We start from the raw sequence: 14,853 nt of genomic DNA on the forward strand, positions 1-14,853 counted from the left end.
TGGTGGAGCCCGGGCAGAGCATCGCCCGGCACCCCTGACGGCACCGCCCCCCCGCCGGGCGCGGGCCGCTCAGGCGGCCCGCGCCCGTTCGAAGCTGCGCCCGATCTCCGCCTCCGCCTCGGCCCGGCCCACCCACGGGTCGCCGTCGATGCGGACCAGCTTGCCGGGCTCCACCGCCTTGTACACCTCGAAGAAGTGCTTGATCTCCAGCAGCAGGAAGCGGTCGAGGTCGGCCAGGTCCTGCAGGTGCGCGAGCCGGTGGTCGGCGGTGGGCACGCACAGCACCTTCGGGGTCGTGCCCTGCTCGTCCCGCATCCGGAACATCCCGATGGCCCGGCTGAGGATGACGCAGCCGGGGAACGTCGGCTCCTGCACCAGCACGAGCGCGTCCAGCGCGGTGCCGTCCTCGACGAGCGTGTCGTCGATGAAGCCGTAGTCCGCCGGGTACTGCGTCGCGGTGAACAGCGTGCGGTCCAGGTGGATCCGGTACGTGTGCATGTCGATCTCGTACTTGTTGCGGGTCCCCCGGGGGATCTCCACCGTCACATCGAAGTCCACGGCGGTCACCGCCCCATGGAGACGAGGCGGGCGGTGCCGGGGACGCCGGTGCGGGTGTCGACGTACCCGGTGAAGCGCATGCCGGGCACCAGGCCGCGGACCTCCTCGGCGGAGGTCGGCACGAGCACCAGCGTCATCTGGTCCGCCTTGTCGGTCTTGTCGGTGCTGGTGTCCCCCGAGGTCGTGTTGGCGGCGTTGGCGTTCGCGAAGTCGATGTCCTCCAGGCTGCCGACCTGGGGCACGATCCGCTGCACCTGGGCGTGCACGGTCCGGCTGATGCCCTCGGCCTTCAGGCTGGCCGTCATGCTCGGCGCGATCTCGGGCAGGTCCTTCAGCGGCACGTGCGTCTCGAACCGCAGCAGCGCCGGGTCGTACAGCTCCAGGAACGGCTGGCCGGGCGCGATCGAGCTGCCCACGGTGACGGGCAGGTCGACGACGATGCCGGGCCGGGGCGCCTTCACGTCGACCCGGGTCAGCTTCGGGTCGCCGTCGGAGTCGGTGGTCGCCACCTCGATCGTGCCGAGCTTCTGCCCCGCCGTGACGCGTTCCTGCGCGGTGACGGACACGCCGGTCACCTGACCGGTCTGGGCCACCTCCACGGGCAGGGGCTGAGCGGTGAGCGTCAGCGTGTCCAGGTCGATGCGGGCCGCGTCGGACTCCCGGGCCGTGCTGATCCGCAGGAAGAGGAAGACCGCGGCGGCGAGGAGCAGGAGCACCACGAAGCGGGCCCGCCACTTGCGCCAGCCGCCGCCACCGCGACGCTTCGCCGGCGGCTCCGGGGCGCGGGGCTCCTCGATGGGATCGGCGCTGTCCTGCGAGGTGGTTCCGGTGGGTTGGACCATGACGGGGATCCCTTCAGGCGGTCCGGGACGGCGGGGCCGGGGCGGGGGCTTCCACGGCCGCGCTGACGATGTCGTCGTTGGCGTCCGACCGGGCGGGCCACGGCAGCGCGCGGGCCAGCAGGGCGCCCGCCTTGCGGCGCTCGAGGCGCTGCCGGATGACGTGGGGCGCGATGACCGCCTCGGCGACGACCCGGCCCAGCACCACGACGTAGATGGCGGCCCAGCCGATCGACAGGCCGACGGCGGCGACGTCGGTGCCGCGCAGCGGCAGCATGCTGATGCCCACGGCCATCGCCACCGCGTTGAGCAGCAGCAGCGCGACGTGCGGCAGGACGAGCTCGACGCCGGGCAGGCCGCGCGGGCCGGCGTTGGTCACGCTCCAGCGCACCTTGCGCTTGAAGATCGCCATGACCAGCGCTTTGACGTGTACGGGCGCCGCCCCGATGCTGGTGACGATCGCGGCGGGCTTGAAGCCGCCGAGCTGCATCACCGTCACGAGCACGATGAGCAGGTAGAACGGGGCGTAGTGCACGATCCACGTGCTGATGTCCGAGCGGATCGGGCTCAGGCCGAACAGCAGGTACACCGCCGGCAGGCACATCAGGATGAGCGCCGCCAGCGAGAGCAGGTAGTTGACGCCGGCGAGCATGTACTGGAACCGCTGATCGACGGTCAGGCCCTTCTTGCGGAACAGGCCGCCGCGCAGCAGCACCTCGAAGGCGCCGTACGCCCACCGGAACTGCTGCTTGAAGTACGACAGCAGGCTGTCCGGGGCGAGCCCGCGGCACAGCACCTCGGGGATGAACCACGAGCGCCAGCCGCGGCGGTGCAGCTCGATGGAGGTCCAGATGTCCTCGGAGTTGCTGGCGACGTACATGCCGCCGATCTCCTCGAGGGCGGCCCGCCGGAAGATGACGTTGGTGCCGACGCAGAACACCGCGTTGAAGTAGTTGCGGCCCGGCAGCACCAGCTCGTAGAAGATCTTCTGTGACTCCGAGGAGCCCTCCGGGACGAGCCCGCGGGCGCTGGGGAAGGCCTGCGGGGTCTGCACGAACGCGACGCCGGTGTCCTGCATGTGCGGCAGCGCGCGGACCAGGAAGTCGGGGCTGGGCACGTGGTCGGCGTCGAGGATCACCACGAACTCGCCGTCCGTACGCCGCAGCGCCGAGTTGATGTTGCCGGCCTTGGCGTGCAGGTGTTCCTTGCGGCGCAGGTAGCCGACTCCTTCGCGGGCGGCGGCGTCACGCACCTCGTCGCTGTCACCGTCGTCGAGGATCCAGGTGCGGTGCTCCACCGTCATGTCGCGGGCCGCGCGGACGGTCACCAGCACGATCTCGAGGGGTTCGCCGTACACGGTGATGAACACGTCGATCGTCGGCTTGAGGTCGCCGCTGAGCAGCCGGCGGCGCCACGCGTACACCTCGGGCGGGTCGGGGTGCGGGGTGTACACCAGCACCGTCCACCACATCGCGAGCGCGTTGAAGATCGTGATGCCCTCGGCGAAGAGCACCAGCGCCCACACCCAGGTGTTGCCCCGGTAGGCCGGGTTCAGCAGGAAGATCATGTAGAACAACGTCACGCCCAGCGCCGCGAACACCGCGACCCGGGTGGAGCGCTGCATCGGCCGCCAGGACATGTCGTCGGCGGTACGGGAGCCCGGCCTCGTTGCGTCGGCCGTCATCGGCGCCACCTCCTCAGCGTGAGCGTCCCCCGTCGTACGAATGGATAACTGTCGATCTCGTGTCGTTATCCGCGCCGGGTGAGAACCGCGACCCGGTCGACGAGCATCGGCACGCCCGGCTTCGTGGCCGGCGTCGGGCCGCCGCCGAAGGGTGCCGGGAAGGCGCCTCCGATGGCGACGTTGAGGATGACGAAGAACCCGTGGTGGTTGGCCGCCGCCCAGATCGCCGGGTCGACCCGGTCGGCGCGGACGGTGAACGTGTTGCGGCCGTCCACGTACCAGCGCAGCTCCTCGGGCGTGACGCCGCGGTCGTGCTCGATGGCGTACGTGTGGAAGCTGCTGCGGCACCCCGGGCAGGGCAGCTCGCCGCTGCTGATGCCGGTCGGTTCGCCGCACGGCCCGCCGACCGGTACGCCGCAGTGCAGGGTGTGCCAGACCGAGTCGCGCCCGTTGACGTTCTCCATGACGTCCCACTCGCCGATGCTCGGCCAGTTCGTGGCCGCCACCGGGCGGGCCGGCGCGCCGAGCGCCCAGAACGCCGCCCAGTAGCCGGCCGCCTGGGGGCCGCTCACGTCCGGCATGCGCAGCGACGCCTCGATGCGGACCGCGCCGCCCTCGGGCGCGGCGAAGTCGGTGCGGCGGGTCTCCACCCGCGCGGACGTCCACCGGCCGGCGCCGGGCCCGCTGCGCAGCGGGATGATGGCGAGGTGACCGGCGCCGTCGAGGCGGACGTTGGCGACGTCGTCGGTCATGGTCTCGATCTCGTTGGTGCCCCACTGCCGAGCGCCGCCGGGATAGCCGGTGCCCCGGCTGTAGAGCCAGTTCCCGGCGGAGAGCCGGGAGCCGGCGGCGCCCTCGAAGTCGTCGCTCCACACCGGCTGCCAGGCCGCCGCGGATCCGGAGGCCGGCGACGCCGGCTGCTTCCCGGGGTCGTCGTCGGTGGTGCAGGCGGCGAGGATCAGGGTCAGCGCCATGAGGGCGCCGGCCGTACGCACGCGCCCGGCCCGGGCGCTCACGGGCGCGCGACCAGCACGGGACAGTCGGCGTGGTCCACGAGGCGACCCCCGATGGCGCCGAGCATGACCCCCTCGAAGCCGTGCCGGCGGGGCCCCACCGTGACCAGCCGGGCCCGCCGGCTGCGGTCCACGAGAACCTTGCCCGGGTCGCCGTCGGCCACCTCGCACTCGGCCGGCACCTCGGGGAACTTGTCCCGCCAGGTCGCCAGCGAGTCGGCGAGACCCCGGTCCTGGGTCGTCACGGCCAGCACCTCGGCGTGGCGCAGCGCGGCCTCCTCGAACGCCCGGCCGAGAACGGCACCGTCGGCGGCGCCGTCTCCCACGCCGGCGACCACCGGACCGGTGTCCGGGGCCGCCCGTCCGCGGACGACCACGACACAGCACCGGGCGTGCGTCGCGACCTGGTTGCCGACCGTGCCGTGCGGCGCACCGGGCAGGCCGCCACCGCGCCGGCAGCCCACGACCAGCATGTCGGCCACCTCGGCGGCATGCAGCAGCACGGGCACCGCGTACCCGGCCTGGGCCACGCAGCTGACCTCGACGCCGGGCGCGACCGTGCGGGCGTGGGTGACGGCGGCGTGCAGGATCGCGCTCGTCGCGGCGCCCGTCTCCGGCCGGTGGTACGCGGTCAGCACGCGAAGCTCCGCCCCGCGCATCAGGGCTTCGGCGGCCGCCCATTGCACCGCGGCCCGCGACCCGGGCGAGCCGTCGACACCGACAACGATCCGCGCACCGATCATGGCCGCCTCCTCGATCCAGCTGAACAGCTGAACGTTCCGGATGTCGCCGTCCTCGTACGCCCTTGGACACGGCGGCACACCCCCAGAGTCGTCCTCGCCGGTGCCATCCGCAAGACGGGAGCGGCGGCCGCCCCCGGGTGGGGACGGCCGCCGCGACGGATGACCTTGGCGCTGGTGGCCGGGCCGGTGGGTCAGTGACCGGCCGGCATGTGCCGCGCCCCGGCCGGCGCGGCCGCGACGCTCGCCGGCGCCCCGGAGGCGGGTACCGGGGTGACGGTCCAATCGGGATGCCCGGGCATCGCCGGGGTGGTGGTGCCGTACAGCCAGGCGTTCAGGAACGAGCTCAGATTCCGCCCCGAGACCGCCGAGGCGAGCCGGATGAAGTCCTGCGTGGAGGCGGACTTGCCGCGGTACCGGCTCACCCAGGCACGCTCCAGGAGCTGGAACTTCTTCGCGCCGATCTTCTGGCGCAGCGCGAACAGCACCAGCGCGCCGCCGTCGTACACGTTGGGGTTGAAGACGTCCCAGATGGAGTCCGCCTTGAGCGGGCGGGCGACCGGGCCGAACCGCGCCCGGAACTGGTCGCCGCGGGCGTAGACGCTCTTGAAGTACGCGTCCAGCGACTCGGCGCCGGTGTACTGCTCCAGCGTGCCGGTCTCGTCGGCGTACGTCACCTCGTACCAGGTGGCGTGCCCCTCGTTCTGCCAGACGTCGCTCCAGCTCCACGGCGAGACGCTGTCGCCGAACCACTGGTGGGCCAGCTCGTGCGTCAGGATCGGGTTCAGGATGTACGACGGATAGCTGGTGAACGAGGTGTCGTAGAGCGACAGTGTCTGGGTCTCCAGCGCGAAGCCCAGCTCCCCGTCGATGATCAGCGAACCGTAGTTCTCGAACGGGTAGCGCCCGACCTTGCCCTCCATCCAGGAGATCTCGTGGCGCTCGTCGGCGACCTTCGGCAGCAGGTCGTCGGCGAGCCGGCGGGGCACGACGTCGCGTACGGGCACGCCGTTGACCGGCGCGCGGTTCTGCACGACGAAGTCACCGACCGCCACCTGCACCAGCTCGCTGGCCATCGGCTGGGTCTCCCGGAACGTCGACGTGACGTAGCCGTTGCGGGTCTTGGTGCGTACCCGCACACCGTTGGCCGTGGCGGTCCACCCCTGCGGCGCGACCGCGGTGATCGTGTAGGTCGCCTTGTCGCGCGGGTGGTCGTTGCTCGGGAACAGCAGGTGCGAGGACGCCGGCTGCCCGGCCAGCACGGTGCCGTCGGGCGTGACGACGAAGCCGACCGGAGCGTCCGCGTCCGGCTGGATCGGGGTGGCCTTGAAGCCGGAGACGCGTACGGTGAACCGCCGGTGCGCCGGCAGCGCGCGGGGCGGGCTGATCACCAGCTCGTCGCCGTCGCGGGTGAAGCCCGCCGGTCGGCCGTTCACGGTGACCCGGCCGACCGCGTCACCACCGAAGTCCAGGTCGAAGCGGGACAGGTTCTGGGTGGCGACCGCGGTGATCGTGACGTCGCCGGTGATCTGCTGCGCCGGGTCCTTCTTCGGGTACGTCAGCACGAGGTCGTAGTTCTGCACGTCGTATCCGCCGTTGCCGAGCAGCGGATAGAGCCGGTCCCCCAGCCCGGGCGCGCCGGGCGTCGCGTGACCCGAGGCCAGCGCGGGCCCGGTGACGGCCACGGCGCCGGTGAGCCCGAGGACGACGGCCGTGCCGGCCGCCAGGAGCAGGCGGGACGGGATGGTGCCTGAGACAGCTTCCATGACCGCCGAGCGTAGAACAGATCGAGGGGCTTCGTTGCCCGTTTCGGTGGTTCCCCACCGCCCGGGGGTGCGGGCCCGGGACGACCGGCGGCCGTCCCGGACCCTCCCTGCCCCCAGGGTCAGCCGGCCGCGCAGGTCACCACGGGCGGCTGGTTCGTGCTGCCCGCCGCACCGAGCAGCCCGAACGTCGTGCTCGCCCCCGCACCGAGGGCGCCGTTGTACGTCTCGTTGCGCGCGGTGACGGTCGTGCCGGCGGTCGACAGCACCGCATTCCAGGCCTGGGTGACCCGCTGCCCGTCGGCGTACGTCATGGTCACCGTCCAGCCGCCGATGCGGGCCGGCCCGGCGGTCACCTTCACCTCGGCCTGGAAGCCGCCGGACCACTGGCCGGTCAGCGTGTACGCCGCCGTGCAGCCGGCGCCGGCCGGCGGGGTCGGCGTGGGGTCCGGGCCGGGCGTCGAGCCGCCGCCCCAGGCCGTCGTCCCGTCGAGCCAGGCCGCCCGCCGGGTCATCCAGGTCCGCATCACCTGCACCTGACCGGCCCAGGTCGGCGAGGTGTCGGTGATGAACGGGCCGATCATCCGGGTGGACAGGTTCGGCCAGCGCTGGAAGTTGCGCTGGGCGGCGGCGGTCAGCGGCGTGGCCAGGGCGTCGACGCGGGCGGTGAGCGAGGCGTCGGACAGCAGCCCGCGGCGCAGCGACTGCCACCGGGCCTTGAGGTCCTGCTGGAACGCCGGGTCGGCGACCAGGATCTGGAACCAGTCGTTGGCCTGCGGCGTACGGGTCTGCTGGTACTGCCACCCGGCGGTCTGCTCGTTGCCGAAGTACCCGCCCGTGCCGAACGTGAGGTCGTAGTCCCACAGCGGCCCAGCCACGATCGGGCCCTCGCGGTCCTTGTAGAAGTACGTGCTGCGCAGGTACGAGTCCATCTCCCGGCTGAGCTCGTTGAGGATCATCAGGTCCACCCAGGACGGCACGTCGATCCAGGAGCGGTAGCCGGTCTGCGGGTCGGTACGCCCGGAGCTGTGCAGCATGTCGTGGAACTGCTGCACGTACCGGGTGAGCCAGGCCTTCTGCTCGGCGTTGAGCGGCGACGGGTCCTCGACCTCGAGGTAGTTCCAGCAGGTCGCGGCCGCGCCCGTACACGTGAGCGTGGGTTCCTGCGCGGCCATCCACTCGAACTTGAAGATGTAGCCACCGGCGATCTTCGGCAGCGTGGTGTCCTTCTCGTCGAGCTGCTTGAGGTCGAGCCGGTTCTTGCTGTTCTTGATGGTCTCGACCAGCATGTAGACGCCCTGGTAGTCGGCGGCGGCCACGGGACCCGCGTCCACGTTGAGGTACAGCTCGACGAAGCGGTACCGCGGCACGGCCATGCCCATCTCGCGCCCGAGGTCGTAGACCAGCGCCTCGCGGATCAGGGACTTGTCGCTGAACGGCCCGCGCAGCACCCAGTCGGAGTCGGCCGGCATCCCGAGCAGCTCGTGATCGGCGTCCTTGTCCGCGTCGTCGCGCAGCTCCAGCCGGTACGGCGCCTTCTCGAAACTGGCCGAGGACTGCCCGCGCAGGTGGATGCCGGCCCGGGACGCGACGGCCGGTGCCGCCGAGAGGGCCGTACGCCCGTTCGTGGTGTCGAAGACCATGGCGGCCGCGTCCACGTAGTCACGGCCCGGCTTGCCCTTGCCGTAGTCGTCGATGAGCACCAGCGGCAGGTCGTGCTGGGCGTCGAAGGAGCGCGCCACGTACAGGGCGGTGCCGGGCGCCCCGGTGGCCGCGCCGCCGGTGAAGGCCTGCGCCCGCAGCTGCGTCGTCGCGGTCAGCGTCAGCGCCCGGCCGGGGTAAACGGTGGACGTGGCGGTCGGCGGCCGGCCGTCGGTGGTGTAGCGGATCTCCGCGCCGCCGATGGTGGTGCCCAGCGACACGGTGAGCGAGCCCTGGAAGGTGCCGCTCGGCACCGAGAACGTGATGTCGCCGGTGTCCGCCCGGGCCGGCTCGCCGGTCACCGCGGCACCGGCGAGGAGGACGAGCAGCATCGTGAGGATCCTGGCCATGCGACTAGTCATTGGTGCGCTCCTTCGCTGCGCAGGCGAAGTGCTGCCGGAGCACCCGCCGCCACGGCGCCGCCGGCAGGTCGCTGCGCAGTGCGGCCAGCCCGGTGGCGTACTTGCTGATCGCGACCGGGCGGTAGCCCCGGCGCCACAGGTGCCGGTCGGCCGCCGACGCGGCCGATCCGGTCTTGCTCTCGACGACGGCCAGGTGGGACAGGCGCAGCTCCCGGCCGGCGGCCGTCCACCGCAGCCGGGTGTCGACGGTGACGCGGCTGTCGCCGGGGATCACGAGCGTGAAACGCCGGTACGCGCTGCGCAGCACCGGTCGCAGCTCGGCGCTGGACACGGCGATCCCGTGCCGGCTGAACACCCCGTCGACGAAGTCACGGCCCGCGCCCACCCCGCTCTGCTCCGGCTCGTGCGGGACCCGGTACTTCACCGTGCTGCCGCGTGGCCCCGGCACCTTCACCTCGAGCCAGGATTCGCCGGAGTCGGCGTACGTGCGGATCCGCGTCTTGAACCGCCGCCGGTGCCGGTACGCCGTCCGCAGGTAGCTGCTCAGGCCGGCCGTGTCGAAGTACAGCGACTCGTACGCGAACCGCCGCCGCCCGTCGATCTCCAGCACCGCCGCGTCGGGAGCGAGGGTGTCGACGAGCCATCCGGCCTCGTCGAGCGGCACGAGGTACTTGCGGTCGACGCGGGTCAGCAGCGCCGCGCGCTCCTCCAGCTCGGCCAGCCCGATGGCGGGCAGCGTCTCGAGGGGCCTCATCGGTGCACCGCGTACGCGGCCGGGCTGACGGGTGCGACCGCGCGGTGCGGGGCGCAGGCGTAACGCACGTCGACCACGGTGGAGTCGTTGATGAGGTCGGTGCGGACCGGGCGGGCGGAATGCACCCGGGCGCCGAGCAGCTCCTCGAGCCGGGCGACCAGCTCGGCCTCGCCCGTGACGGCGCTGTCCAGCACGATCGTCTGGTGCCGGTACCGGCCCAGTACACGCCGGCTGTCCACCGCCGCCATCACCGCGAGGATCAGCGCCATCAGAGCGATGTTGCGCCAGACCGAGGCGGTGTCCAGCGCCCCGAGCAGGCCGAGCGCGAGCGCGCAGAAGAAGTACGCGACCTCGTGCTGGTCGAGCTCGGTGGAGCGCAGCCGGATGATGGACAGCACGCCGAACAGCGCCAGCCCGAGCCCGAGTCCCGTACCGGTGCTGCCGGTGCGCAGCGCGTCGGCGACGGCGAGCACGCCGATGTTGACGCCGAAGTAGGCCACCACCAGGTCGCGGCGCCGGTGCCGCGGGAAGTACAGCCCGAGCACGAGGATGGCGGCGGCCGCCACCTCGGCTCCGAGCAGAACGAGTTCGGACATGCGCGGGTCCTCCTGCGAACAGCGAAAATTCCGGAATTCGGCTGGAATGTGCTCCGCAGGTTAGGGCGAGACTTCGATGGAAGTCAATATTTGGTTATCGTTCATTCGGCGTTCACCGGGACGCCGAGCTGCTGGAATCCACGACAAGGGCCGGCCCGCGAGAGCGAGCCGGCCCCATCCTCAGCGATCGATCAGTACCGGTAAATCTGCGGAAGGTCGAACGACCAGACGCCCCGGCCGTGGGTGGCCGCGTACAGGCGCAGGCCGGTCGGGCCGCCCTTGAGTTGCAGGGTCGTCGTCGTCGGCAGGTTGCGGCCGAGCACCGACCAGCGGTTGCCCCGCGGGTAGCGGTAGAAGATCCCGGTGTCGGTGCCCAGCGCCAGGCCGCCGCCGGGCGTCATCCGGACCGTGTTCGCCGGGACGTCGGGCAGGTTGCCCGAGATGTCGGTCCAGTGCTCGCCCGCGTCGCGGCTCTCGAACACGTGCCCGACACCCGCGCCCGGGCCCTCGGTCCACTTGCGGGAGAAGCCGTTGATCGCGACGACCACGTGCCGCGGGTTCGCCCGGTCCACGTCGAAGCCGGAAACGTACCGGTTGGGCACCGTACCGTCCACCGGCAGGGTGAGCTGGTGCCAGCCGGTCCCGTCGGTGCGGCCGACCGCGATGCCGCGGGTGAAGCCCTGGTTGTTGCAGGGGCCGCACCAGCCGGCGTAGACCAGGCCGCCCGAGGTCGCCACCGCCGTCGCGACGTGGCCCTCGCCCAGGTCGAACAGGCTCTGCCACTCCTCGCCCGAGCGGATCGCGAAGCCGTTGCGCTGGATCCACACGTGCTGGCCGCCGGCGATCCAGGTCCGCGTGTCCCGCGGGTCCATCGTGATCGGGGCGACGAAGCGGGCGGCACCGGTCTCGTTGTCCGGCGGGGCCACCTCGTAGCTGGTGGCCAGCGCCGGGTTCTCGATCCACGACCCGTCGTTGACCGCGCAGTTGTTGGTCACCCAGACGTCGAGGTAGACGTACTCCTCGGCGATGTTGCAGCCGTTGCGCGGGTCCACGATGGTGTCGGTGCCGTCCCCGCCGAAGTTCGAGCCCATCACCCGGTCGCCCGGGCGCAGGATCGACTGGCCGTTGTCCTGCAGGCCGCCGGAGACGGCCACGCCGCCGCGGTCGCGGCCCGCGCCGACCGAGTAGTACTGCAGGACGTCGATCGTGCCGTCGTTGAGCGACCGCCAGTCGGTGGCGTGCCCGGAGGCGTCGGCCTGCCCGCGGACCGGGCGCCGGTAGATGCCACCGTCGTTGCCGATCATCACGTAGGACCTGCCCTGGTAGCGCCCGACGGCCGCGGAGTGCTGGTCCGGGTGGGTGGTCTGGTGGCAGTCGCCGGTCTGCTTCGCCGGGTCGATGCTCCAGCACTCGAACCCGAAGTTCCAGTACGGGCCCGGTGTCGTCCACGTCGACCCGCCGTCGGTGGACTCGAAGACCTCCTCGAGGCCGGCGTACACGTGGTCGGGGTTCGCGGGGTCGACCTGCAGGAACTGGTTGTACCAGGACTGGATGCCGGGCATGTACCCCGGATCCGTGAGCGCGGAGCCCGACGCCGCCAGCTCCTTGTAGTCGGCGCCCAGCGTCCACGGGCCGAACGGCGAGCCGGAGCGCGACACGTAGAAGCCCTGCAGGGCGCTGTCCGGGTTGGTGTTGTACTGCGTGGGCGACTCCTCGATCGCGTAGTACCGCGACCCGTCCGCCGACGGCATCAGCGTCACCATGCCGACGTTCGCCGCGTCGGAGGGCATCTCGCCGGCGAGCGTGGTGCGCTGCCAGGTCCCGCCGCTGCGGGTGTAGAAGCCGTTGTACGTGTCGCCGGCGCGCCACCCCGCGGCGATGATCACGCGACGCGGGTTCGCGGGGTCGGCCGCGAAGTCGTTGATGATGTTCTTGTACGCCGCGCTCGGATCGGCCTGCAGCGTCCCGCCCGGCAGGTAGTCCGGGTTCGGCGCGAACTCCCGCTTCCACGGCCCGCGGAGGTCGGCGAGCGAGTGCGAGTACGCGCCACGGTTCGTGGCCGCCCACACGGTCGTGCCGAAGAACCGCAGCTTGCGGATGATCGTGCTCTCCAGCTCGGTCCCGCCCACCCGGTCGGACGGCCGGAACGAGCCGTGCCGCGGGTCGCGGAGCACGTACACGCCCGAGCCGACGAACGAGGTGGCGCTCGTGTTGGCCTCGCCGGTCGCCCACCAGAGCCGCCCGGCCCGGTCGAGCCGCAGGTCGCCGGTGGACGGCGAGGACACCCGGTCGGCGATCGGCTGCCAGCGGCCGCCGCCCGTACGGGACCGCCAGACGCCGCCGTTGGCCGCACCGGCGTACACGTAGCCCTTGTCGTCGGCCGCCATGCCGGTGATCCGTCCGGTGACGAACCCGGCGCCGCCGGACGAGTTGCTGTTGACGTCGCGGTACCGCGGATCGTCCGAGTTGTACGGCAGGTTCGTCACGTGCCGCCAGCTGCCGGACGTACGGGGCAGCGCCTGCTGCTGCGCCCAGGCCGCCGAGTAAGCGCCCGGCGCGACGATGCCGGGCGCGCTGCGGGCCTCGGCGTACTGCTCGGCCGCCTCGGCGATCTCCTCGGGGTCCTCCCCCTCGGGCTCCTCGGCGAACGTGTGCGGCTGCTGGGCCTGCTGGGCCCGTTCGGCGGCGATCTGGACGTGACGGCGGTACGGCTCCGGCCGGTCGTCGCCGCCGGGTGCGGCGGCGACGGACACGGCCGGTGTGACGATCAGTGCGAGTGCGGCGGTCGCCGCGACGAGAACTCTGCGCGTAGACGGTTGATCGAGATGAGGCAGCATTGCCCATTCCTCCCCGAGGATGCCGTCCACGAAGGATGGTTCCGGCACCCTCTCGGGATCCTCATCGCAGCGTGAGGGGTCGGCAACCGTACGAACAGCTTCGATGTGTCAGCCGGACGGCACGATGAGTTTCCCGGCGACCCACTCCGCGACGCCCGCCGGGTAGGGGGCGGGCAGCGACAGCACGATGTGCCCGAAGCCGGCCTCCATCGCCCGGCCGATCGCGGCCCGCGTCGCGCCGGGGTCGTCGTACGCGACGGGCAGCACCAGCGAGCGGGCGATCGAGGCCGGGTCGCGGCCGATCTCGGCGCAGTACCGGTCGAGCAGGGCCCCGCGGCGTACGGCGTCCGCCACGTCTCCGCCGGGGTAGTTCCACACGTCGGCGTGCTCGGCCACCACCCGCAGCGTCGCGGCGGCGCGGCCACCGATCACGAACGGCGGGTGCGGGCGCTGCACCGGCTTGGGATTGCCGAACGCCCCGGTGAGCTGGACGTACGTGCCGTCGAAGTCGAACGGCTCCGCCTCGGTCCACAGGCGCCGGATGACCGTGCACGCCTCGGCCAGGGCGCCGACGGCGTACGCGGCGTCGTGGAACGGCAGGCCGTGGGCGTCGTACTCGCGCCGGGCCCACGGAATGTCCGTGCGCGATCCGGCGCCGATACCGAGGTCGAGCCGCCCGCCGGAGACGACGTCCACGGTCGCCGCGATCTTGGCCAGCACCGCGGGCGGCCGCAGCCGGTTGCTGGTCACGAGCAGTCCCAGGCGCAGCCGCTCGGTACGGGCGGCGAGCGCCGACAGCAGCGTCCAGCCCTCGTACGCCGGCCCGAGCGGGTCCCCGCCGATCGGCATGAGGTGGTCGAACAGCCACGCGTGCGCGATCTGCGGCACGGCGTCCGCCTCCTGCCAGACCCGCAGCACGTCGGCGTAGTCCACCTGCTGCGGCGCGGTCATGATCCCGAACATGTCAGCGCCGCCGCAGGGACGCGTCGAGCAGGGCCGGCGGGGTGTCGACCTTCTCGTCGGGGGCGAGGTCGACGCCGGGCGCGACGATCGCGTCGATCGCGTCGAGCACGTCGGCGGTGAGCACGGTGTCCGCGGCGGCGAGCTGCGAGCGGAGGTGATCCATGGTCCGCGGGCCGATGATCGCGCTGGTCACGCCGGGGTGGGCGGTGACGAAGCCGAGCGCCAGCTGGATCAGCGTCAGGCCGGCTTCGTCGGCAAGGGTCGCCAGCCGCTCGACCGCGTCGAGGCGGGCCCGGTTGGCGGGCCGCGTGAGGTCGAAGCGCTCCGGCAGGACCGCCGAGCGGTGGGTCGAGATCTCCCGGCCGGCCCGCACCGCGCCGGACAGCCAGCCCGAGGCGAGCGGGCTCCACACCAGCACACCGAGGCCGTACTGCTCGGTCGCGGGCAGCACGTGCGCCTCCACGCCGCGCTGCAGGATCGAGTAGCTGGGCTGCTCGGTCACGTACCGGCCGAGGTGGTGCTCTCGCGCCGCCCACTGCGCCTGCACGATCCGGTACGCCGGGAAGGTCGAGGAGCCGAAGTACCGGATCTTCCCCGCGCGCTGCAGGTCGGTCAGCGCGGACAGCGTCTCCTCGTCGCTCGTGGCGGGGTCCCACCGGTGGATCTGGTAGAGGTCGACGTGGTCCACGCCGAGCCGGCGCAAGCTGTCGTCGAGCGCGGTGACCAGCCAGCGGCGGGAACCGCCCCGGTGGTTGCGCTCCTGGCCCATCGGGATGCCGGCCTTCGTGGCCAGCACGATGTCGTCGCGGCGGCCGGCGATCGCCTTGCCGACCATCTCCTCCGACACGCCCTGGCCGTACATGTCGGCGGTGTCGATGAGGTTGATCCCTGCCTCGAGGGCGGTGTCGACCATGGCGGTGGCCTCGTCCTGGGTGGTGCGCCCGATGGGGCCGAAGTTCATCGCGCCGAGCACGAGCGAGCTCACCTGGACGCCGGTGCGGCCGAGGGTGCGGTACTGCATGGTGGTCCTCCTTGCGGACGGG

Annotated in this window: 12 protein-coding genes; all 12 read right to left on the reverse strand. The window is 72.2% G+C overall.

From position 1 onward, the window contains the following. Positions 1–69: 69 nt before the first annotated feature. Entirely contained in the window at positions 70–558 is a 489-nt protein-coding gene (locus IT780_RS31450) for an inorganic diphosphatase (protein ID WP_199515459.1), read from the reverse strand. 5 nt (positions 559–563) lie between these two features. Then, positions 564–1,400: an HlyD family secretion protein gene (locus IT780_RS31455; protein WP_199515460.1), complete on the reverse strand. Its 837-nt coding sequence runs from the start codon at positions 1,398–1,400 to the stop codon at positions 564–566. A 13-nt stretch (positions 1,401–1,413) separates the two neighbouring features. Further along, on the reverse strand, positions 1,414–3,081 hold the full coding sequence (locus IT780_RS31460) for a glycosyltransferase family 2 protein (RefSeq protein WP_199515461.1): 1,668 nt from the start codon (positions 3,079–3,081) through the stop codon (positions 1,414–1,416). A 65-nt stretch (positions 3,082–3,146) separates the two neighbouring features. After that, positions 3,147–4,097: a glycoside hydrolase family 16 protein gene (locus IT780_RS31465; RefSeq protein WP_307831481.1), complete on the reverse strand. Its 951-nt coding sequence runs from the start codon at positions 4,095–4,097 to the stop codon at positions 3,147–3,149. Continuing rightward, positions 4,094–4,915 carry a universal stress protein gene (locus IT780_RS31470; protein WP_307831482.1) on the reverse strand — a complete coding sequence of 274 codons (822 nt, stop codon included), beginning with the start codon at positions 4,913–4,915 and terminating at the stop codon, positions 4,094–4,096. Before IT780_RS31470 ends, IT780_RS31465 begins: the two co-directional genes overlap by 4 nt. A gap of 113 nt (positions 4,916–5,028) precedes the next feature. Next, positions 5,029–6,600: a M1 family metallopeptidase gene (locus tag IT780_RS31475; protein ID WP_199515463.1), complete on the reverse strand. Its 1,572-nt coding sequence runs from the start codon at positions 6,598–6,600 to the stop codon at positions 5,029–5,031. A gap of 119 nt (positions 6,601–6,719) precedes the next feature. Next, complete coding sequence (locus IT780_RS31480) at positions 6,720–8,660, reverse strand: CotH kinase family protein (protein WP_233413825.1); 1,941 nt, start codon at positions 8,658–8,660, stop codon at positions 6,720–6,722. Then, positions 8,653–9,414, reverse strand: a complete 762-nt coding sequence (locus IT780_RS31485; RefSeq protein WP_199515464.1) for a polyphosphate polymerase domain-containing protein — start codon at positions 9,412–9,414, stop codon at positions 8,653–8,655. Before IT780_RS31485 ends, IT780_RS31480 begins: the two co-directional genes overlap by 8 nt. Further along, positions 9,411–10,010: a DUF4956 domain-containing protein gene (locus tag IT780_RS31490; protein ID WP_199515465.1), complete on the reverse strand. Its 600-nt coding sequence runs from the start codon at positions 10,008–10,010 to the stop codon at positions 9,411–9,413. The genes IT780_RS31485 and IT780_RS31490 overlap by 4 nt, the downstream gene beginning before the upstream one ends. Positions 10,011–10,201: 191 nt before the next feature. Beyond that, a complete protein-coding gene (locus tag IT780_RS31495; RefSeq protein WP_307831484.1) occupies positions 10,202–12,895 on the reverse strand; it encodes a beta propeller repeat protein in 2,694 nt (897 codons plus the stop codon). A 60-nt stretch (positions 12,896–12,955) separates the two neighbouring features. Further along, a complete protein-coding gene (locus IT780_RS31500; RefSeq protein WP_233413826.1) occupies positions 12,956–13,798 on the reverse strand; it encodes an LLM class flavin-dependent oxidoreductase in 843 nt (280 codons plus the stop codon). A 13-nt stretch (positions 13,799–13,811) separates the two neighbouring features. After that, on the reverse strand, positions 13,812–14,831 hold the full coding sequence (locus IT780_RS31505) for an aldo/keto reductase (protein ID WP_199515467.1): 1,020 nt from the start codon (positions 14,829–14,831) through the stop codon (positions 13,812–13,814). Positions 14,832–14,853 lie beyond the last annotated feature (22 nt).

It is taken from the genome of Nucisporomicrobium flavum (assembly GCF_016464385.1).
GTDB classification, from domain to species: Bacteria; Actinomycetota; Actinomycetes; order Mycobacteriales; family Micromonosporaceae; genus Actinoplanes; species Actinoplanes flavus_A.

Bases quoted from the DNA above. Each gene is read 5' to 3' on its own strand.
- IT780_RS31455 (WP_199515460.1), bottom strand. From the start codon at position 1,400: ATGGTCCAACCCACCGGAACCACCTCGCAGGACAGCGCCGATCCCATC.
- IT780_RS31460 (WP_199515461.1), bottom strand. From the start codon at position 3,081: ATGACGGCCGACGCAACGAGGCCGGGCTCCCGTACCGCCGACGACATG.
- IT780_RS31475 (WP_199515463.1), bottom strand. From the start codon at position 6,600: ATGGAAGCTGTCTCAGGCACCATCCCGTCCCGCCTGCTCCTGGCGGCC.
- IT780_RS31480 (WP_233413825.1), bottom strand. From the start codon at position 8,660: ATGACTAGTCGCATGGCCAGGATCCTCACGATGCTGCTCGTCCTCCTC.
- IT780_RS31485 (WP_199515464.1), bottom strand. From the start codon at position 9,414: ATGAGGCCCCTCGAGACGCTGCCCGCCATCGGGCTGGCCGAGCTGGAG.
- IT780_RS31490 (WP_199515465.1), bottom strand. From the start codon at position 10,010: ATGTCCGAACTCGTTCTGCTCGGAGCCGAGGTGGCGGCCGCCGCCATC.
- IT780_RS31500 (WP_233413826.1), bottom strand. From the start codon at position 13,798: ATGACCGCGCCGCAGCAGGTGGACTACGCCGACGTGCTGCGGGTCTGG.
- IT780_RS31505 (WP_199515467.1), bottom strand. From the start codon at position 14,831: ATGCAGTACCGCACCCTCGGCCGCACCGGCGTCCAGGTGAGCTCGCTC.